Here is a 19,721-nt window from a genome sequence, read left to right as displayed (position 1 = left end):
CGGGTTGACCCTGACGCGGCGTCAGGGCCTAGCGTCGAAGACACCGGGAACACCCCCGTCACCTGCGCGGACACAAGGAGGGCCGATGGGCCGCACCGTGGGCGAGGTCGCCCGCCTGAGCGGGCAGACCGTGCGCACCCTGCACCACTACGACCGGATCGGGCTGCTCGTCCCGGCCGAGCGCACCCCCTCCGGCTACCGCAGCTACAGCGACGGGGACCTGGAGCGGCTGCGCCGCATCCTCACCTACCGGGAGCTGGGCTTCGGCCTGGAGGAGATCGCCGGGATCCTCGACGACCCCGCCGCCGACACCCGCTCCCACCTGCTGCGCCAGCACGGGCTGGTCACCGAACGCATCGAACGCCTGCGCGCCCTGGCGCGCAGCCTGGAACTCCTGCTGGAGGCCGACACCATGGAACTGAACATCACCCCCGAGGAACGCCTGGAGCTCTTCGGCGACTTCGACGTGGAGTCCCACTCCGCCGAGGCCGAACGGCGCTGGGGCGGCTGCGAGGCCTACGCGCAGTCCCAGCGCAAGGTGGGCTCCTACACCAAGGAGGACTGGCAGCGGAACCAGGCCGAGGCCGCCGAGATCTACCGGGCCCTGGCCGACGCGATGGCCGAGGGGGCGCCCGCCGACGGCGAGCGGGCCATGGACCTGGCCGAGCGCCACCGCGAGCACATCACCCGCTGGTACTACGACTGCACCACCGAGATCCACCGCGGCCTGGGCGCCCTGTACGTCGACGACGAGCGGTTCACCGCCACCATCGACGCCGGCGCCCCGGGGCTGAGCCTCTACCTGCGCGAGGCCTTCGCCGCCAACGCCGACCGCCGCGAGCGCGCCTGACCGTCCCCCGCCCCGGGGCCCCGGGGCGGGGGACGCGGGCTCAGGGGATGAGGACGATCTTGCCCGAGCCGTGCGCCTCCAGCTCGGCGTGGGCCTGGGCGGCGTTGGCCAGGCTCATCAGGCGGGGCTCGGGCATCACCAGCCGCCCCTGGGCCTGGGCGTCCAGCAGGGTGCGCAGCACCTCGGGGGTCTGCCCCGCCGCGCCGCCGGAGGAGAACCGCACCCCCAGCTCCTGGGCGGCGCCGTCGGCCAGGGTGACGATCCGCTCTGTGGTGCCGCCGCGCAGCGCGATCGCGTCCGGCAGCACCCCGTGCCCGGCGGCGTCCAGCACCGCGTCCACCCCCTGGGGGGCGGCCTCGCGGACCCGGTCGGCCAGCCCTTCGCCGTAGGCGACCGGGATCGCGCCCAGCGCACGCACCCGCTCCAGGTTCGCCTCCCCGGCGGTGCCGACAACGGTCACCCCGTCAGCCACCGCGAACTGCACGGCGATCGCCCCGACCGTTCCGGACGCCCCGTGCACCAGCAGCGTCTCGCCCTTGCGGGGCGCCAGCTCCCGCAGTCCGCGCAGCGCCGCCTCCCCGGCCACCGGCAGCGCCGCGGCCTGCGCCCAGTCCAGTTCCTCGGGCTTGGCCGCGTAGGTCCCCACCAGCGCGTACTCGGCGTATCCGCCGGTCAGTGCCCAGCCCGCCACCGCCTCGCCCACCGCCGTGTCGGTGACGCCCTCGCCCAGGGCGTCGACCGTTCCGGCGACCTCCGAGCCCAGGCCGCGCGGCAGGGTCCCGAACCGCATGGCGCCCGAGCGCACCTTGACGTCGAAGGGGTTGACCCCGGCCGCCTTGACCGCCACCCGTACCTGCCCGCGCCCGGGTTCGGGGCGGTCGGCCTCCTCGACGGTGAGCACCGACGGGGCGCCGTACTCGGCGAAACGGACAGTGTGCATCGGGCGTTCCTCTCGTCCCACGGGTGGTCTAACCTAACGTGCCCGCCCCGCCCCCGTCCCGAACGAGGAGACATGCCCGGACTCCTGGCCGCCGCCGACCGGTTCAACGACGCCCACCCCTGGGACCACAACGCCCACTACCACCGGTGGCTCCTGGAACAGCTCCCGGCGCGCGTGGACCGCGCCCTGGACGTGGGCTGCGGCACCGGCGACCTGGTGCGGGCGCTGGCCGGGCGGGCCGCGGAGGTGGTGGGGGTGGACGCCGACCCGCGTGTGGTGGACCTGGCCCGCGCGGCGACGGGGCGGTGCCCGGGCGTCTCCTTCCGGGTGGCCGACGCCGCCGAGGACCTGCCCGAGGGGCCCTTCGACGTCGTCACCTGCGTGGCGGTGCTGCACCACCTGCCGTTCGCCCCGGCCCTGGAGCGTATGCGCGACCGGCTCGCCCCGGGCGGGACGCTGCTGGTGCTGGGCGTGCACGAGCCGTCGCAGTTCACCGACCACCTGCTGGGCGCCGCCGCCGTCCCGGCCAACCTCGCCGTGGGCTGGGCGCGCGGGCGCCGCCCGCGCCCGGAGGCGATGACGGCCCGCACCGCGCCGGCCGCCATGACACTGCCCGAGATCGCCCGCGTGGCGGGCCGGATCCTGCCGGGGGTGCGGCTGCGGCGGCACCTGTTCTGGCGCCACTCCCTGCTGTGGCGGGCGGAAGGCTGAAAACGGGTGGCGTGTCGGCGCGGACACGGTGCACAGTTCCACAGGAAAATCCACATAACGCCCGAATTCACTGGGAAGTGAGCCGCCCGTGCGCTGGACCGTCCACTCGGAGCGCCCCCTCTACACCGACCCGTGGCTGGACGTGCGCGTCGCCGACGTCGAGCTCCCCGACGGCCGGCACCTCGACCACCGGCTGATCCGCCGCCCCCGCGGCGCGGGGGCGGTGCTGCGCGACGGCGGCCGGGTGCTGCTGCTGTGGCGGCACCGGTTCATCACCGACACCTGGGGCTATGAGATCCCCATGGGCGGCGTCCACGAGGGCGAGGACCCGTGCGCGGCCGCCGCCCGTGAGGCGGAGGAGGAGACGGGCTGGCGGCCGGGCACCCTGGAGCCGCTGCTGCGGGTGCAGCCCTCCAGCGGCCTCACCGACAGCGAGCACCACGTGTTCGTCACCGACGACGCGGTGCACGTGGGCGAGCCCGCCGACGCCTGGGAGTCCGAGCGCCGGGACTGGGTGCCGCTGGCGGAGGTCCCCGCGCTGATCGCCCGCGGCGAGCTGGTCGGCGCCACCACCGTCAGCGCCCTCCTCTACCTGCTCTGCCGGGCGTGAGCGGTCAGTCCCACCAGAAGGACCAGGTCTCGTCGCCGATCAGCGACTCGGCGTAGGACTCCAGGCTGCCCGTGCCCTGCCAGACGTTGTCGGGGCACAGGGCGAAGTGCTCGGCGGCCACGCGCATCGCCCGCTCCCGGTCGGTGACGACGGAGGCCGTGCTCAGCACCAGGGTGTCGAACCCGGCCATCACCAGCCGCGTCCCGAACCGGCGCTCCCAGTCGGCCAGGACCGCGGAGATCGCCGTGACGTCCAGGCCGTGGTTGACCGCCCCCTGCCAGCCGATGACGCTGAGCGCCTCGGCGCCGGAGGCCGCCCGGACCAGGCCCAGGCGGGGGTCGGGCCGCTGGGCGAGCCAGGCGGCGCTGCGGTCGGCGCACTCGCCGGGGTCGGCGGTCAGCGGCGCCTCGGGGGCCAGGCCCGGCCAGGTGAGGCCGTGGGGGGCGGTGACGGCGAGCCGCTGCTCGGGGACGAGGTGGTCGTACTCCTCGTCGACCTCGGTGGAGCCGCTCCAGGCCTTGGCCAGGACGGCCTCCACGTCGTGGTCGGCGGCCGTGCCCGGGGCGGGCGGGGAGAGTTCGCCGGTCTCCCAGGGGCGGTCGCCGTCCTCGTCGCTCATGGAGGTCAGCAGCAGCGGCCACCACCCCGAGTCGGCGTGGGCGGCGCGCAGTTCCTGCCACAGCCCGTCGGGGGCGGTGCCGTCGCTGATCCACATGACGGGTTCGCCGGCCCCGGAGAGAGCGGGCTTGCCCGGCGGGAGCTGGATGGAGATGTCGGCCTGGGGGTCCATAGGGGGTTCCTCGTCTTCCTTCGACCACGCTCGGATCGCGCAGGCAGAGTACCGACTTTCGTGCCGTTCCACCCCCGGGGAAGGAGTGTGCGGGACGTGGCGATGCATGAAGTCCGGCGGAACGGTCAGTGGCCCCGTTGAACCCGTATCGAAGGAGGACACGATGGCCGAGGAGAACAAGGGCCCGAACAAGTTCGACGAGCTCCGCGGCAAGGCCAAGGAGCAGGCGGGCAAGGTCACCGGCAACCGCGAGCAGGAGGCCGAGGGCAAGGTCGAGCAGAACAAGGCCAAGCTCAAGCAGGCCGGCGAGAAGGTGAAGGACGCCTTCACCTCCGACGACAAGAACCGCTGAGCGCGGTGTGAGGGCCCCGCCCGGAAGGGCGGGGCCCCTCACGTGCCCGGGGGCGGGAAAACGCCTGGCACGGGGCGGCCGGGGGCGGTTACCGTACCCCGGTGAACATCACCCGCACCCGCTGGCGCGCCCCCGCGCTGGCCGAGACGGTGGCGGCCATCGCCGCCGAGGCCGACCGCGCCTGGGAACGGACCCTGGCCGAGTGGGGCGCGGCCCCGGGCACCCCGGCCGAGCGCGACCTGGCCGCGCTGGTCGCCGACGCGCCCGACCGGTTCGAGTGGCGCGTCGTGGACGCCGCCCTGGACCTGCTCGCCTGCCCCGACTGCGGTGCGCCCCTGGGGTCGGGGGAGCGCGGCTGCGCCCCCTGCGACCTGGCCGACGGCAACCGGTACGCCGCCCGAGAGGTCGACCGCCCCGCCGTCGCGCCGCGCAACGAGCACGCGGTGCGGGTGGCCTGGACGGTGGCCCGCCACCCGCACCGGTATGCGCCGCGCGCGGTGTGCGGGATGGAGCTGAGCCTGCCCGAGGTGTACGCGGGCCGCATGCCGACCACCGCGCAGGCCCAGGCCTACCGCCGCCTGATCGACGGGCTCACCGACGCCCAGGTGGAGAGCGTGGCCTCCCTCGAGGACCTGCTGCGCCTGACGGCCCGCCGGTGACCGGGCCCGGGCGCCTCAGCCCTGTGCGGTGAGGTCCTCCTCCACCAGCAGCCGCTCGGCGGTCTTCTCGTAGCCCAGCAGCCGGTTGACCTGGAGCATCGCGGTGTTCTCCCGGTTCAGGGTCACCGCCATCGCCTGCACGTGCGGGAAGTTGTCGTGCACACGGAGGGTCTGGGTGGCCTTGACCCTGCTGGCCAGGCCCCGCCGCCGGTGGGCGGGCAGCACGGCGGTGTCGTGCTGGTCGGCGACCGGCCCGTGCGTCACGGTGCACACGGTCGCCGCCACCACCTCGTCGGAGAACCGGTCGACCACCGCGCCCACCAGCAGCCGCGAGCCGTCCTCGGTGATCCGCCGCTCCCAGGCCCGCACGTCGTCGGGGCCCCACCGGCGCGGCTCCTCCTGGAAGGCGGCGCCGGGCGCGTCCAGCAGGTGGTTCATCACCTCGCCGAAGGACTTCACCAGCGCCGGGGGCGCCGACCCCACCCAGTGGGTGATCCGGTACCCGCGTTTGGGCGCCGACGCCAGCCGCCAGCACCGCTGGAGGGTCTCCTCGTCGAAGGTCTGCACCTGGAGTTCCAGGTGCAGCAGGGTGCGCAGGTTCGGGCTGGTGCGGGCGAACGCCTCCCCGGCCCGGCCGGCCAGGACGGTGCTCTGCAGCCGGGTCATGCCCTCGGCGCGGGCCCGCGCGGCGGCCGCCGCGCGCAGCCGGGTGCCCAGGCCGCGGCGGCGGGCGGGCGCGTCCACGAACAGCCGCAGGAACCCGATGCCCTCGTCGTGGGGCTGGCGCCGCAACTCGGCGGTGCCCAGGATCGGTCCCCCCTCGTCGGGGCGGGCCGCCCACCGCCAGGCCCGGCCGCCGCGCCCCTGCCCCAGCCGCTGGGCCAGTTCGTCGGGCTCGGGGGCGCTTGCGGACAGTTCACGTCGCCCCGCCACATGGACCGCGCTCCACGCCGCCAGGTCGGCGGGGGCGGCCGTGAGGGGATCGAAGACCTCCACCACTGGACTCACACGTCCACCGTTTCACACCACCCCCGCCCCTGTCCCGCTTCAGCGCAGCAAGGGCAGCCGTTTGGTGAGCTTGTTGACCTCCCCTCGCGCCCCCAGCAGCGCCAGTCCGGTGTACTCCACCTCCTCCGGGGCGGTGTCGGCCAGGGCGTCCAGGTAGGCGACGTAGTCGCGCGAGCGGCGGGCCACCTCGTTGAACCCGACCACCAGCAGACCCCGGTCCTCGGCCTCCTCCTTGATCTCGCGCAGCCGCTCCCCGGTGGCGGTCAGGGTGGGCACCGGGTGCGGGTTGAGGCCGGCGTGCACCCGCCCGCCCGCGTCCTTGCCGTCGGCCGCCACCGAGTGCTCCAGCCGGCCGCCCAGTGCGAGCCCGAGCACCGCGCCCGCGTTGGCCGCCTGCCCGGGCGGCAGGTCCTCGCGCAGTACGACGACGATCTTGGTGTCCATTGCCATGGTCCGCCCCGCTCCCGTGTTCCGTTCATCCGCCAAGTGGACGCGCATCAGGCTAGACAGGCGGAGGCCGTCGGTGGTGCAATGCCGAACATCATTCGGAGCGAGGGGCGGGGAACGGACCGTGGACGAACTAGATTCGGCGATCGTGCGCGAACTCCAGCGCGATGCGCGGCAGACCAACCGGGCGCTGGCCGCGAAGCTGGGGGTGGCGCCCTCCACCTGTCTGGAGCGGGTGCGCCTGCTCCGGCGGCGCGGCGTCGTCCGCGGCTTCCACGCCGACATCGACCCGCAGGCACTGGGCCGCCGGGTGCAGGCGTTCGTGTCGGTGCAGCTGCGCCCGCCCAGCCGCCGGGCGATCGAGGGCTTCAAGGCGGCGATGCACGCCCTGCCGGAGGTGTCGGCGGTGTACGTGGTCGCGGGGGAGCACGACTTCCTGGTCCACGTGTCCGCGCCGTCGCTGGACGCGCTGCACTCCTTCCTCATCGACCGGCTCACCGAGCGCCGGGAGGTGGCGGGCTTTCGCAGCCAGATCATCTACGACAGCGTCGTGAAGACGGTGGCCGAGCCGCTGGAGCCCGGCACCGGCTGAGCCGGGAAAAGGGGGTGCGCACGCGGGGCGGGGGAACCGGCTGGGGGTCGGGTGCGTCAGAGGGGGGAACCCGTACCGCCCGGAAAGGCCGCCCATGAACGCGAAGAACGCCGCTTTCTCCCTGCCGCTCGGCGTGGCCTTCGGCATCGTCTTCGGCATGCTCTTCGACAACATCGCGCTGGGGATCGCCATGGGTGTGGCCCTGGGTGTGGCCTTCGGGGCCGGGGCGTCGGCCGCCGGCTCCAAGCGCGACGACTCCTGACCCCGCCGCCCGTGCCGGGGGCGGGCGGCCGCCGAGGGCACCCCGGGGCGGTCCGGCCCCGGCGCCCCCGGCCAGGATGTCCCCATGGACATTCCCCACCACATCGACGCCCTGGCCGCCGAGGGCCGCCTCCTGGCCGAGGCCGCCGAACGCGCCGGGCTCGACGCCCCCGTCCCCACCTGCCCCGGGTGGACGGTCCGCGACCTGCTCGCCCACACCGGCCGCGTCCACCGCTGGGCCGCCTCGCACGTGGCCTCGGGCAACGGCGGCCCGCCCCCGCAGGCCGCCCCCGACGGCCACCTGCCGCAGGACGCCCGCCTCCTGGCCTGGTTCCGCGAGGGGCACGCCGCCCTGGTCGCCACGCTCACCGGCGCCGCCCCCGACACCGAGTGCTTCGCCTTCCTGCCGGCCCCCTCCCCGTTGGCGTTCTGGGCCCGGCGGCAGTGCCACGAGACGACCGTCCACCGCATCGACGCCCAGAGCGCGCTGCGCCCTCCGGCGAACGCGCCGGACCCGGCGGTCGCCCCCGAGGTCGCGGCCGACGGCGTCGACGAACTCCTCATGGGCTTCCTGGCCCGGCCCGGGAACCGGCCGGCCTCCGACCCGCCGCTGACCCTGGCGGTGCGCTCCACCGACACCGGCCACGCCTGGACCGCGGCCATGACCCCGCAGGGCTCGTCCCCGACCCGCGGGGACACCGACGCCCCCGACGCCGTCCTGGCCGCGCCGGCGGCCGAGCTGTACCCGGTGCTGTGGAACCGGGCCGAGCCCGGCCCCGGCGCCCTGGCCGGGGACCGGCGCGCCCTGAAGGCGTGGCGGGGGTCGGCCCGGGTCGGCTGAGGCGAGGTGACACAGGTGTCGAAGGCCACACCCGGGCCTTCGGTACCGCCGGTAACCTGCGCGAACAGGGGGTTCTCACGGACGCCCCGGCCTCCGGGTGAGCCCACTGTTTCCCCCGTGTTACGGCCCGACACGTCCAGGCAACGCACCCTTCCTACCTTCGATAACGTCAGCCGACACCGAACAGGAAGGGCCGGCCGTGACCCCCGAGACAGGCCGCCGCGCACCGCGCACGGGCAAGAGCTGGATCTCCCACTGGGATCCCGAGGACACCGCCTTCTGGAACGACGGAGGCCGCCGCACCGCCCGCCGCAACCTGTGGGCGTCCATCTTCTCCGAGCACATCGGCTTCTCCGTGTGGAGCCTGTGGTCGGTGCTGGTGCTGTTCATGACCCCCCAGACGGGGTTCGACTGGTCCCCGGAGCAGAAGTTCCTGCTGGTGTCGGTGGTCTCCCTGGTGGGCGCGGTCCTGCGCGTCCCCTACACCCTGGCGGTGCCGTTCTTCGGCGGCCGGAACTGGACCATCATCTCGGCGGCCGCGCTGCTGCTGCCCACCCTGCTGGCCGTGTACCTGATCGGCAGCCCGGACACCCCCTACTGGGTGTTCGTGGTCCTGGCGGCGACGGCCGGGCTGGGCGGGGGCAACTTCTCCTCGTCCATGGCCAACATCAACTTCTTCTTCCCCGAGCGGGAGAAGGGGGTGGCGCTGGGCCTGAACGCCGGCGGCGGCAACATCGGCGTGGCCACGGTGCAGCTGGTGGGCCTGGGCGTCATCGCCCTGTTCACCCTCGACGGCGCCCGGCTGGTGCCGCTCTTCTACGTACCCTTCCTACTCCTGGCCATCTGGGTCGCCTTCCGGCACATGAACAACCTCACCGGTGCCCGCACCGATGTGGCCGCGCAGCTGGCGGCGACCCGGGACCGGCACTTCTGGATCATGTCGTTCCTGTACGTGGGCACCTTCGGCTCCTTCATCGGGTTCGGGTTCGCCTTCGGCCTGCTGCTGCAGAACCAGTTCGGGCTGGAGCCCCTCCAGGCGGCCTCCATCACCTTCCTGGGCCCGGCCATCGGCTCGCTGGTCCGCCCGGTGGGCGGGCGCCTGGCCGACCGGCTGGGCGGCGCCCGGGTCACCCTGTGGAACTTCCTGGCGATGGTCGCGGGCACCGCGGTGGTCGTGTTCGCGATCAACGCCGACTCGCTGCCCCTGTTCGTGGGCGCCTTCGGGGTGGTGTTCGTCCTCACCGGCCTGGGCAACGGCTCGACGTACAAGATGATCCCGTCCATCTACGCGGCCCGGGCCCAGGACGCGGTCTCGCGGGGCGAGGACCCCCTGGAGGCCCACTCCTACAACAAGCGCATCGCCAGCTCCATGCTGGGGCTGATCGGGGCGATGGGCGCCCTGGGCGGTGTGGCCATCAACCTGGTCTTCCGCGAGTCCTTCCGGATGACGGAGTCGGCCGCCCCCGGGTTCCTCGCCTTCCTCGGCTTCTACCTGGTGTGCGCCGCGGTCACCTGGGCGGTCTACCTGCGCCGCCCCCGCACCGCCGCCCCCGGCGCCGCCGACCGCACCGACGACGCCGTGGAGTCCGCGCAGCGATGACCACCACCCACTGCCCCTACTGCGCGCTGCAGTGCGCCATGCACCTGGAGACCGGTCCGGACGGCCGCCCCGCCGCCCGGCCGGCCCCCTTCCCCACCAACCGTGGCGGGCTGTGCCGCAAGGGGTGGACCTCCGCCGAGGTCCTGGGCGTCCCCGACCGCCTCACCCGCCCCCTGCTGCGCAAGGACCGCACGGGGGAGTTCGGCGAGGTCGACTGGGACACCGCGCTGGACCACGTCGCCGAGCGCCTGCTGGCGCTGCGCGCCGAGCACGGCCCGGACTCCGTGGCCGTGTTCGGCAGCGGGGGGCTGACCAACGAGAAGTCCTACACCCTGGGCAAGTTCGCCCGACTGGCCCTGGGCACCTCCCAGATCGACTACAACGGCCGGTTCTGCATGTCCTCGGCGGCCGCGGCGGGGAACCGGGCGTTCGGCCTGGACCGGGGGATGCCGTTCCCGCTGACCGACGTGGGCGCCTCCGAGGTCGTCCTGCTGGCGGGCGCGAACCCGGCCGAGACCATGCCGCCGATGATGGGCCACCTGTCGGCGCCGCGCCTGATCGTCATCGACCCGCGCCGCTCGGCCACCGCCCGGGTGGCCCTGGACAACGGCGGCCTGCACCTGGCCCCGCGGCCGGGCACGGACCTGGCGCTGGCCCTGGGGCTGCTGCACCTGGCCGGGGTGCGGGGCTGGATCGACCGCGCCTACCTGGACGAGCGCACCACCGGGTTCGAGGACGCGTGGGCGCACGCCGCCGCCTGGTGGCCCGAGCGCACCGAGCAGGTCACCGGGGTGCCCGCCGTCCGCCTGCGCGAGGCCGCCGACGTGCTGGGGGCCGCCGCCCGGGCGCGCTCGGCCTACATCCTCACCGGCCGGGGCAGCGAGCAGCACGCCAAGGGCACCGACACCGTCACCGCCTGGATCAACCTGGCCCTGGCGCTGGGACTGCCCGGCCGCGAGGGGTCGGGGTACGGGTGCATCACCGGGCAGGGCAACGGCCAGGGCGGCCGCGAGCACGGCCAGAAGGCCGACCAGCTGCCCGGCTACCGCCGTATCGACGACCCCGCCGCCCGCGCCGACGTGGCGGCGGTGTGGGGGGTGGACCCGGGCGCCCTGCCCGGGCCGGGCCGCTCCGCGTTCGAGCTGCTGGACTCCCTGGGGGAGGGCGGCGGCGCCCGCGCCCTGCTGCTGTTCGGCTCCAACCCGGTGGTGTCGGCCCCCGACAGCACCCGGGTGCGCTCCCGGCTGGAGTCCCTGGACCTGCTGGTCACCGCCGACTTCGTGCTGTCGGAGACGGCGGCCCTGGGCGACGTGGTGCTGCCGGTCGCCCAGTGGGCGGAGGAGTCGGGCACCATGACCAACCTGGAGGGGCGGGTGCTGCGCCGCAACCGCGCCTTCGCGCCGCCCGAGGGGGTGCGCACCGACCTGGAGGTGCTGGCGGGGCTGGCGGTGCGGCTGGGCCAGCCCGCCGACCGGTTCCCCACCGAACCCGACGCGGTGCTGGCCGAGCTCGGCCGGGCCACCGAGGGCGCCCCGGCCGACTACTCCGGGGTCACCCCCGAGCGGCTGGCCGCCGGCGAGGCCCTGTACTGGCCGGTGCGGCGGGGCGCCGGGCCCACGCCGCGCCTGTTCCTGGACTCCTTCGCCCACCCCGACGGCCGGGCGCGCCTGGTCCCGGTCGCCCACCGGCCGCCCGCCGAGTCGGCCGACGCGGCCTTCCCGCTGATCGCCACCACGGGGCGGCTGATGGGCCACTACCAGTCCGGCGCCCAGACCCGCCGGGTGCCCGAGCTGGCCGGGGCCGAGCCCGAGGTGTACGTGGAGGTGCACCCCGACACGGCCGCCCGTGCCGGGCTGGGCGAGGGCGACGCGGCGCTGGTCACCTCGCGCCGGGGCGCCACGCGCGCCCGGGTGCGGCTGGAGCCCGAGGCCCGCCTCGACACGGTCTTCCTGCCCTTCCACTACGCCGGGGAGCAGGCCGCCAACAACCTCACCAACCCGGCCCTGGACCCGGTCAGCCGGATGCCCGAGTTCAAGGTGAGCGCCGTGCGCCTGGAGCCGGCCCCGCCGGAACCGGGCCCGTGACCCCGCAGAGCCCCGGGCACGCGCGGCCCGCGCCCCGTGTCCGTCCCCGCCCGGCCGACGCCGTCCGGCGCGACACCCCACCCCGTAGGAGGCAGCAGTTGAACACCGTGCAGGGTGCACGCCGGATCGTGGTCGTCGGCAACGGAATGGTCGGCGCCCGGTTCGCCGAGGAGGTGGCCCGCCTGGACCCGGCGGGCGAGCGCGTCCACGTGACCGTGGTGGGGGCCGAGCACCACCCCGCCTACAACCGGGTCCTGCTGTCGGGTCTGGTGGCGGGCGACTACACCGCCGAGCAGATCCGGCTGCCCGTTCCCGACACCCCGGGCGTGACCGTGCGCACCGGCCTGTCGGCCGTCTCCCTGGACACCGCGGCGCGCACCGTCGCCCTGGACGACGGCACCCGCCTGGACTACGACGAGCTCGTGCTGGCCACCGGTGCCCGTGCGGCCTTCCCGCCCGTCACGGGGGTCTCGGCCGCCGACGGCGCCCCGGGGGAGGGGGTGTGCGCCCTGCGCGACCTGGACGACTGCCGCCGGCTGCTGGCCCTGGTGCGCCCCGGCGCCCCCGTGGTGGTGCTGGGCGGCGGCGTCCTGGGCCTGGAGGCCGCCCGGGGGCTCCAGAGCCGCGGGGCCCGGGTGTCGGTGGTGGAGTCCTCGCCGTGGATCATGCGCCGCCAGATCGACCGCGCGGCCGCCGACATCCTGCGGCGCCGCTACGACGCGCTGGGCGTGAAGGTGCACTCCTGGCGGGTGGCCTCGCGCTGGATCCCCGGCACCGGTCTGGAGCTGGACGACGGGCGGGTGCTGCCGGGGGACGCCCTGGTGGTGACCGCCGGGGTGCGCGGCAACATCGAGCTGGCCAAGGACGCGGGGATCGAGGTGGAGCACGGGGTCCTGGTGGACGACGCCCTGGCCACCTCCGACGCCCGCGTGCACGCCATCGGCGACTGCGCCCAGCACCCCGGCGGCGGCGCCGGCCTGGTGCAGCCCGGTTGGGAGCAGGCCGCGGTGCTGGCCCGGCGGCTGACCGGGACCGAGCCGCAGGCCCGCTACACCGGTTCGCGGCCGGTGACGCGGCTCAAGGCCGAGGGGATCGAGCTGACGGCGTTCGGTGAGGTGCACACCGACGAGGAGGACGGCGGGGACCTGGAGATGCTGACCGTCAGCGACCCGCACGGGGGCCGTTACGCCAAGCTGGTGGTGCGCGCGGACCGGCTGGTGGGCTCGGTGCTGCTGGGGTTCCCGGAGGCCGCGGCGGTGCTGTCGCAGCTGCACGACTCCGGTGCCCCGGTGCCCGCCGACCGGCTGGCCCTGCTCCAGGGGACCGTGCCCGCGGCGCCCGCCGGGGACGCGGGGGAGCGGCCGGCGCCGGTGGTGTGCCGGTGCAACGCGGTGACCCGCGACGACCTGGAGCAGGCGTGGCTGGACGGGGCGCGCACCCGCGAGTCGATCGCCGCCGCCACCCGGGCGACCACGGGCTGCGGCGGGTGCGTGCGCGACGTCAACGCCCTGCTGTCGGGGTGGGACACCAAGGCCCCGGTGTCCTGAGGCCGGTGCGCTGAAAGGCCGCCGCCCGCAGCCCGGACGCCCTCCCTCACCTCCCCTCTCCGGGCGGCGGGCGGCGCGCACGGCCCCGTCGTCCCGGACGGGGCCGTGCCCTCCCCCGGGACGGGAGGGCGCGGAGCGGGGCCCGGGACACCGGCTGTCACCGGGCCGTGCCAGCATGCGGGCATGACCTTCGCCCTCCCCACCTCCCGCGACCGGGTGTCCCTGCTGGTCGACTGGACGCGCGAGAACCGCCCCGCCGACCTGCCCGCCGCCGAGAAGGCCCAGCAGGACATGCACGGGGAGCTCCCGGCGGCCGTTCACAAGGCCGACCGGTTCCTCCGGTTCATGGACCGCCGGGCCGAGGACCTGCCCCCGGAACTGCGTCCCTGGTTCTGGGACGGTGTCACCCAGGCGCTGCTGTTGCAGGGCGGGGACAAGTGCCGGTGGGCGGCGCCCCGCGCCCACGCCCGGGCCCGCCGGGCCGAGGCCGACCACGGCCTGCCCGTGGACCCCGACCACCACGCCTCCCACACCCTCTTCGTGGCCCGCAGCGGTGTCCTGCCCGCCAAGGAGGTGCGCGCCTTCCAGACGTGGATCACGCAGACCCTGCCCCCCGAGCGCGCCTACCCCGCCCTGACCGGGCTGATCACCGCCCGCGCCGCGGGCGGCAGCGCACCGGCGGCGGGCACCCACACCCTGCTGGCCAAGACCGCGAAGGCCGCCGGGGTGGGGGAGCAGGAGCAGTCCCGGGCGCTGGCCGGGGTGCTCGCCGCCTCCCGCGGGACCGCGGTCCCCTCCGCCCTGTTCACGGGGGCGGCCGGGGTGTTCGCCCGGACCCCGCCGCCCGCCGGGCACCTGGCGGCGTTCTGGGAGCTGTTCCCCCCGGGGCGCTACGCCAAGAACGACGGCGGTACGTGGCTGCGCATGCTCGACGCCTCCGGGGCGGTCGACGCCCTGGTCCGCGGCGAGGTGACCCCCGAGGCGGGGGTGGCGGGCTGGCTCCAGCGCTTCGTCCGCCTGCACCTGTTCGTCGCCTCCGGTGACGGGGTCATCGTGCAGCGCATGCCGCAGGAGCTGTACGCGCTCCTGCCGCGCCTGGCCCCGCGGTTGCGGGCGGAGGGCCGGCCCCTGGACACCTGGACCTCCGGCTCGGGCCACGGCAATCTCGACGGCATGCTGCTCGCGGCCTGCCTGGCCCACGGGATCCCGGTCCTGATCCCGCCGCGCACGATGGAGTTCTCCTACATCAAGGACTCTCCGCACCTGGGCTGCCTGCTCGCGCACCCCGTGCTGGGGCCGCGCGCGGAGCTCCAGATCTCCCGCCTGCACCGCCACTACACCGGCGCGCCGCCCGGCGTGCGCAGCGCGATCGGGTTCTACCCCGGGGTGCCCGAGGCGGTCCCGGTGGTGCGCGCCCGGGCCGAGGGGTGCGTCTCCCGGGTCGGGCGGGCGGGGCTGCCCGAGGCCCGCTTCGCGCTGGGGGAGCTGGACGACCTGCTCGACGGCGCCGCGGTCGCGGCGCTGGAGGGGATCGAGGACGAGCTGGCCGCGGTCGACCCGCTGCGCCCGCTGCTGCGCGCCCTGCACGGCGGCCTGCCCGAGGAACTGGGCTGGCCCGCCTTCGACGAGGCCGTCGCCGAGCTCGGCGGGCCGGGCGGGGTGCGGCGGCTGTGCCCCTCCTGGCCGGTCCTCACCCTGGTGGGCGCCGACCGTGCGATCGCCGTGGACCACACCGGCCGCCGGGACTCGATCGGGTTCTCGGCCGGGAGGGGCGAGACCCCGGTGGTGCGCTATCTGGACGGCCGCTTCCTCGTCGCGGTGTCCGGGCGCGCGTACTGGTCCGACCGGCCCGGCGACACGTTCGTCCCGGCCCCCTCCGCGGACCCGGACATCGTGAACTGGTCCGAGCAGCAGTCCCTCCGCGACGAGGGCGAGCGCTCGGGGTACCGGTTCGCGCCGAGTCCGTCACAGCACAGCGTCATGCGGCAGATGAGCGACGGCACGGCCGTCTGGGTCCACCACGATTACTTCGAGCGGTACACCTGGCATGTGCTGACCGGCGCGGGGGTCGAGCAGAGGACGTCCCTGCCCGGGTTCTTCTCGGGAGGCCCCGGTGAGGGGATGCGCTGGGATTCGGAGCACCTGTCCCTGGTCCGCCTGCCCGAGGGGGTGGACTCGCCGCTTGGCCACAAGGACGGGCTCAGCGGGTTGCGGGCCGCGGTCGAGGACCACCACGGCGGGACGGGGGAGCACGTCCTGGAGGGGGCCGACGGCCGCCGGGCCCGCCACCTGGTGCGGGGCGCCACCGGCGGGCCCATGGGGATCCTGCGGTTCCCCGGCACCGGGGTCGACCTCGTCGTCACCTGGGGGCCCCGTCACAGCGACCTGAACGAGGCCTTCGCCCTCGCGGTCGAGGACGACACCCTCCAGTGGGAGGTGCGCACGTCGCCCGGCTCCGGGCGTGGAGGCCTGCCGTTCTACCCGCCCGTCGGGTTCTGGCACTTCCTGCGGCCCCGCGACCCCGGCTCCTCCGCCGCGCTGCGCGGCGTGGAGCCGGACACCGCCCGGGCGCTGGTCGACGCCCACCCGGCCGAGGGGGCCGCGGGTGTGCTCAAGGCCCTGGACGAGCACCTGCCCGGGGTGGTGCGCGAGGAGGTCCGGGAGGGTGTGGTCCGCGTGGTGGCCGCCACCGCCGAGCTGGGGGTCCGACGCGAGAAGCTGGTGGAGCGCGTCCGCGCCGACCGCGCCGCGCTCACCGGCGCTCCCGCCGCCGGGGGCGCCGGCGCCTGAGCGCCCCGGGTCAGCCGGTGGTCACGGCCAGGGCCGTGCACAGCAGGGCCGCGGCGGAGGCCAGGGTGCGCAGGTGGTTCCAGCGCACCCACACCGCCTCGAAGTCGCCGCGCACCGCGGCCGGGTCGGCCAGCCGCTCCGCCGACCCGGCCCGGTCCAGGGCGTTGTTGCGCGGCACGTTCACGGCGAACGTCACCACCAGCACCAGGACCAGCAGGGCCAGGGCCGCCCCGGCCCACCAGGCCGAGGACGTGTGGCCCGCGGCCCAGTGCAGGACCGTCTGCCCCAGCAGGACCACGGGGGCGCCGATGAACACCACCGCGAAGAACGGGTTGAGGATGGCGACGTTGATGCCCTGCATCGCCTCGACCATGGACCGGTCGCCCGCCCGGCCCAGCCCCGGCATCACCGCGATGGAGAAGGCGAAGAACAGGCCGGCGAACAATCCCGTCAACACCACGGACAACACCGGCACCACCGCGTACACCATGCCCGCCAACAACCGGCCACCCCATGCTCTTTTTTCGTGAAGCCCGCAGTATCTGGGCGGATTGTACGCCCGGTGCCACCGTCGCGGCCATGTCCTCAAGGCCTGTAAGAATCGGCGGAATGCGCCGCACACCCGGCCGAACATGAATACTTTCTCCGTGGTTACATGAATATGACCACGGAATGTCACCATTATCCCTCTTTTCCGGAAGGTCGTATCGCTATACCGTCGGGTAATGTGCTCCTCCCCGCTCGTGGGGCGCGAGCGGGAACGACGGCTACTGCGCGCGGCGGCCACCCCCGGGACCGTGACCCTCCTGGCGGGCGCCGCCGGAACCGGCAAGACCCGCCTGGTCCGGGAACTGCACGACCCGCCCGGGACGGCGGTCCTGGCCGGACACTGCTCGCCGGGCGCCGAACCGTTCCCCTTCGCGCCGCTCATCGAAGCCCTGCGCCGGGTCCCCGTCCCCGGCGGGCTCAGCCCCCTGTGCGGAGCCCTGCGCGCCCTGCTCCCCGAACACGCCGACCGCCTCCCCCCGGCCCCGGAGCCGGCCGCCGACCCGGCGTCGGGCAGCCACCGCCTCTACCGCGCCCTCACCGAGCTCCTCGACGCGCTGGAGCCCACCGTCCTGGTCCTGGAGGACGTCCACTGGGCCGACCCGGACACCCGCGACCTGCTCGCCTACCTCACCCCCCGGCTGCCCGCCCACCTGGGCCTGGTCCTCACCTACCGGCCCGAGGACCTGCCCCGTTCCTTCCCGGTGGCCGCCCTGGCCGCCCGCACTCCCCCCGGCACCGGCCACCGGGAGCTGACCCTGGGCCCCCTCACCCCCCACGACCTGCTCGCCCTGGCCGAGCACGCCCTCCCCGGCGGTGCGCCCACCCTGGAGGACGCCCGCCGCCTGCACGCCTGGACCGGCGGGCTGCCCCTGGCCGCGGTGGAGACCCTGTACGGCCTGGCCGCCTCCGGGGACGGCTCCGACCCCCGGCCGCGGATCCCCGACCGGCCGCCCGTGCCGCCCTCCCTGCGCGACTGGCTCCTGGACCGCCTGCACGCCCTGGACGGGGACGCCCGCCGGCTGGTGCGCGCCGCCTGTGTCCTGGGCGGTCCCGCCACCGAGCCCCTGATCGCCCACGTCGCCGAGCTCACCCCCGCCCGTGCCGACAGGGCCCTGTCCCGCGCCTGCCGCAGCGGCCTGCTCACCCCCACCGCCCCGGCCACCCTGGCCCCCGCCACCCCGCTGCTCGCCCAGGTCTGCCACGCGTCCCTGCCGCACGGCAAGCGCCGCCGCCTGCACCGCGTCGCCCTGGCCGCCCTGGCCCTGTCGGCGGAGCCGCCCCACGCCCGGCTGGCCCGCCACGCCCGCGAGGCGGGGCTGCTGGAGGAGTGGACCGACCACGCCGAACGCGCCGCCGACCATGCCCTGGAGCAGGGTGAGGACAGCACGGCGGTGGTCCTGCTGCGCGATGCCCTGACCCGCCCCGACCTGCCCTCGCGGCGCCGCCGCGACCTGGCCCTCAAGCTCGGCCGGGCCGCCCTGACCGGTATCTCCGCCGAGCACGCGATCGCCCGGCTGCGCGAGGTCCTGGCCACCCCCGGCCTGCCCGCCGCCGAGCGCGGCGAACTGCGCATGGAACTGGGCCTGCTGCTGCTCAACCAGGCCGCCCAGAACCGCAGCGCCCGCGGCGAGCTGGTCCGTGCCGCCGCCGAGCTCGCCGAACGCCCCGACCTGGCCGCCCGCGCCATGTGCGCGCTGGCCGTGCCCCGCAGCACCCCCGACTCCGTCGACACCCACCGCCGCTGGATGGACCAGGCCCTGGCCGCCGCCCACAGCAGCCACGACACCACCGTCGCCCACACCGTGGCCGTCAACCACGCCACCCTGCTCGCCCAGGTCGGCGACCCCGCCGCCTGGAAGGTGGAGCTGCCCGCCCCGGGCACACCCCACGACCCGCCCACCCCCGACACCCTGGCCCGCCGCCGCGAGTTCGCCCGGGGCTCGCTCAACCTCGCCGACGCCGCCGTCATGCTCGGCCACTACGAGCGCGCCGACGGCCACCTCGACGACGCGGCCGCGTGGTCGGGCGCCGACGACGCCCCCTACATCCACGAGAGCGTGCGCGCGCTGCGCCTGACCCTGGACTGGGCGCGCGGCCGCTGGCAGGGCCTGGCCGAGGAGGTCGACCGCCACCGCGAATCGCCCCGCCTGGCCCACCTGCACTCGGTCACCGCCGAGCTCGGGCTGCTGCGCGCCGCCCTGGCCCTGGCCCAGGGCGACCCCGGGCTGGCCCGCACCCTGCTGGTCCGTATCCGCCCCGGGCCCGGCGGCGCTGCGGAGGCCCTGGAGGCCCCGGACGGTCCGGCGCGGGGCGGCGGGCAGGAGGCCCCGCCCGACTACACCGTTCCGGTGCGGGCCTTCGCCGCCGGGCTGCTGGCCCGCATGGCCACCGCCCAGGGCGAGCCGGCCCGTGCCTGGGAGCATGTGGAGGACCTGGTCTCCCTCATCGCGGCCAAGGGCATCTGGGTGTGGGCCGCGGACCTGCTCCCCGGTATGGAGGCCCTGGTGGAGTGCGGTCGCGGCGCCGTCGCCCGCGACCTGTGCACCCGCCTGCGCGCGGGGCTGCGCGACACCGACGCCCCGGCCGCCGCCACCTGCCTGCTGCGCTTGGAGGCGGCCCTGGCCGGCCACCGCGGCCACCACGACCGGGCCCTGCTGCTGTACGCCGAGGCCGAGGACGCCTACCGCGCCATGCCCCGCCCCTACGACGCCGCCCAGGTGCGCGAGGCCTGTGCCCGCGTCCACTTCGCCCGCCCCCGCGGTGAGGGCGCCGAACCGGGGGTGGCCGCCCTGCGCGCCGCCCTGAAGGAGTACGCGGGGCTGGGCGCGACCTGGGACGCAGCCCGGGTCCGCCGCCTGATGCGCTCCCACGGCGTCACCCCCGCCGCCGCCCCGGCCCGGCCCCACCACGACCGCAGGCTCTCCCCGCGCGAGGGGGAGATCGCCGACCTGGCCGCGCGCGGCCGCACCAACCGGGAGATCGCCGCGCTGCTGCACCTGTCCCCGCGTACTGTGGAGACGCACGTGGCCAACGCCCTGTCCAAACTCGGGCTGCGGTCGCGCCGCGACCTGACCCCTCCCCCCGACTGAG

At 75.7% G+C, this 19,721-nt stretch carries 18 protein-coding genes; 13 read left to right on the top strand and 5 right to left on the bottom strand.

The genetic code is table 11. The features are described 5' to 3' along the window. Nucleotides 1-85: 85 nt before the first annotated feature. Nucleotides 86-850: a MerR family transcriptional regulator gene (locus tag ACFVNO_RS23580; protein ID WP_355268947.1), complete on the top strand. Its 765-nt coding sequence runs from the start codon at nt 86-88 to the stop codon at nt 848-850. Nucleotides 851-890: 40 nt separating this feature from the next. Here the strand turns inward: ACFVNO_RS23580 and ACFVNO_RS23575 are convergent, their stop codons facing one another. Continuing rightward, a complete protein-coding gene (locus ACFVNO_RS23575) occupies nt 891-1,790 on the bottom strand; it encodes an NADP-dependent oxidoreductase (protein WP_355268945.1) in 900 nt (299 codons plus the stop codon). Between the two features lie 72 nt (nt 1,791-1,862). Between ACFVNO_RS23575 and ACFVNO_RS23570 the strand changes: the two genes are divergently transcribed. Next, nucleotides 1,863-2,501, top strand: a complete 639-nt coding sequence (locus ACFVNO_RS23570) for a class I SAM-dependent methyltransferase (RefSeq protein ID WP_378895726.1) — start codon at nt 1,863-1,865, stop codon at nt 2,499-2,501. 88 nt (nt 2,502-2,589) lie between these two features. After that, the gene (locus ACFVNO_RS23565; RefSeq protein ID WP_355268941.1) at nt 2,590-3,111 is read left to right on the top strand and encodes an NUDIX domain-containing protein; all 522 of its coding nucleotides are present in this window, start codon (nt 2,590-2,592) and stop codon (nt 3,109-3,111) included. A gap of 4 nt (nt 3,112-3,115) precedes the next feature. Here ACFVNO_RS23565 and ACFVNO_RS23560 read toward each other — a convergent pair whose 3' ends face one another. Next, nucleotides 3,116-3,901, bottom strand: a complete 786-nt coding sequence (locus ACFVNO_RS23560; RefSeq protein WP_378895724.1) for a DUF4253 domain-containing protein — start codon at nt 3,899-3,901, stop codon at nt 3,116-3,118. Nucleotides 3,902-4,064: 163 nt separating this feature from the next. Between ACFVNO_RS23560 and ACFVNO_RS23555 the strand changes: the two genes are divergently transcribed. Further along, nucleotides 4,065-4,253 (top strand): CsbD family protein, encoded by a 189-nt coding sequence (locus ACFVNO_RS23555; RefSeq protein ID WP_220561253.1) that lies wholly within the window; start codon nt 4,065-4,067, stop codon nt 4,251-4,253. Nucleotides 4,254-4,354: 101 nt separating this feature from the next. Continuing rightward, on the top strand, nt 4,355-4,912 hold the full coding sequence (locus ACFVNO_RS23550; protein ID WP_355268937.1) for a hypothetical protein: 558 nt from the start codon (nt 4,355-4,357) through the stop codon (nt 4,910-4,912). Nucleotides 4,913-4,927: 15 nt separating this feature from the next. Here the strand turns inward: ACFVNO_RS23550 and ACFVNO_RS23545 are convergent, their stop codons facing one another. Both ACFVNO_RS23545 and ACFVNO_RS23540 read right to left on the bottom strand, forming a co-directional pair. Then, the gene (locus ACFVNO_RS23545; RefSeq protein WP_355268935.1) at nt 4,928-5,920 is read right to left on the bottom strand and encodes a GNAT family N-acetyltransferase; all 993 of its coding nucleotides are present in this window, start codon (nt 5,918-5,920) and stop codon (nt 4,928-4,930) included. Nucleotides 5,921-5,959: 39 nt separating this feature from the next. Continuing rightward, nucleotides 5,960-6,370, bottom strand: coding sequence for a DUF2000 domain-containing protein (locus ACFVNO_RS23540; protein WP_355268933.1), 411 nt, complete (start codon nt 6,368-6,370; stop codon nt 5,960-5,962). A gap of 121 nt (nt 6,371-6,491) precedes the next feature. On the opposite strand from ACFVNO_RS23540, the gene ACFVNO_RS23535 reads away from it, so the two are divergent. The 7 genes from ACFVNO_RS23535 (at nt 6,492) to ACFVNO_RS23505 (ending at nt 16,082) form a co-directional block, all read left to right on the top strand. Next, nucleotides 6,492-6,959, top strand: a complete 468-nt coding sequence (locus ACFVNO_RS23535) for an Lrp/AsnC family transcriptional regulator (RefSeq protein ID WP_220561250.1) — start codon at nt 6,492-6,494, stop codon at nt 6,957-6,959. Nucleotides 6,960-7,053: 94 nt separating this feature from the next. Continuing rightward, nucleotides 7,054-7,221 (top strand): hypothetical protein, encoded by a 168-nt coding sequence (locus tag ACFVNO_RS23530; protein WP_220561249.1) that lies wholly within the window; start codon nt 7,054-7,056, stop codon nt 7,219-7,221. 84 nt (nt 7,222-7,305) lie between these two features. Then, complete coding sequence (locus ACFVNO_RS23525; RefSeq protein ID WP_378895719.1) at nt 7,306-8,061, top strand: maleylpyruvate isomerase family mycothiol-dependent enzyme; 756 nt, start codon at nt 7,306-7,308, stop codon at nt 8,059-8,061. Nucleotides 8,062-8,260: 199 nt separating this feature from the next. After that, nucleotides 8,261-9,661 carry a nitrate/nitrite transporter gene (locus ACFVNO_RS23520; protein ID WP_355268928.1) on the top strand — a complete coding sequence of 467 codons (1,401 nt, stop codon included), beginning with the start codon at nt 8,261-8,263 and terminating at the stop codon, nt 9,659-9,661. Next, complete coding sequence (locus ACFVNO_RS23515) at nt 9,658-11,745, top strand: molybdopterin oxidoreductase family protein (protein WP_355268926.1); 2,088 nt, start codon at nt 9,658-9,660, stop codon at nt 11,743-11,745. Before ACFVNO_RS23520 ends, ACFVNO_RS23515 begins: the two co-directional genes overlap by 4 nt. Before the next feature lie 98 nt (nt 11,746-11,843). Beyond that, entirely contained in the window at nt 11,844-13,292 is a 1,449-nt protein-coding gene (locus tag ACFVNO_RS23510; protein ID WP_378895716.1) for an FAD-dependent oxidoreductase, read from the top strand. Nucleotides 13,293-13,475: 183 nt separating this feature from the next. After that, nucleotides 13,476-16,082: a hypothetical protein gene (locus tag ACFVNO_RS23505; protein WP_378895714.1), complete on the top strand. Its 2,607-nt coding sequence runs from the start codon at nt 13,476-13,478 to the stop codon at nt 16,080-16,082. Nucleotides 16,083-16,092: 10 nt separating this feature from the next. On the opposite strand, the gene ACFVNO_RS23500 is transcribed toward ACFVNO_RS23505, so the two are convergent. Further along, complete coding sequence (locus ACFVNO_RS23500) at nt 16,093-16,581, bottom strand: DUF1772 domain-containing protein (RefSeq protein ID WP_220561241.1); 489 nt, start codon at nt 16,579-16,581, stop codon at nt 16,093-16,095. A gap of 226 nt (nt 16,582-16,807) precedes the next feature. Here ACFVNO_RS23500 and ACFVNO_RS23495 point away from each other — a divergent pair, with 226 nt between their 5' ends. Next, nucleotides 16,808-19,720, top strand: coding sequence for an AAA family ATPase (locus tag ACFVNO_RS23495; protein WP_378895713.1), 2,913 nt, complete (start codon nt 16,808-16,810; stop codon nt 19,718-19,720). The last annotated feature ends 1 nt before the right edge of the window (nt 19,721 follow it).

This window comes from Nocardiopsis sp. NPDC057823 (genome assembly GCF_042797335.1).
GTDB lineage: Bacteria > Actinomycetota > Actinomycetes > Streptosporangiales > Streptosporangiaceae > Nocardiopsis > Nocardiopsis changdeensis.
Note: the sequence above shows the minus strand (reverse complement) of the source record. Positions and strands in the feature narration are given on the sequence as shown.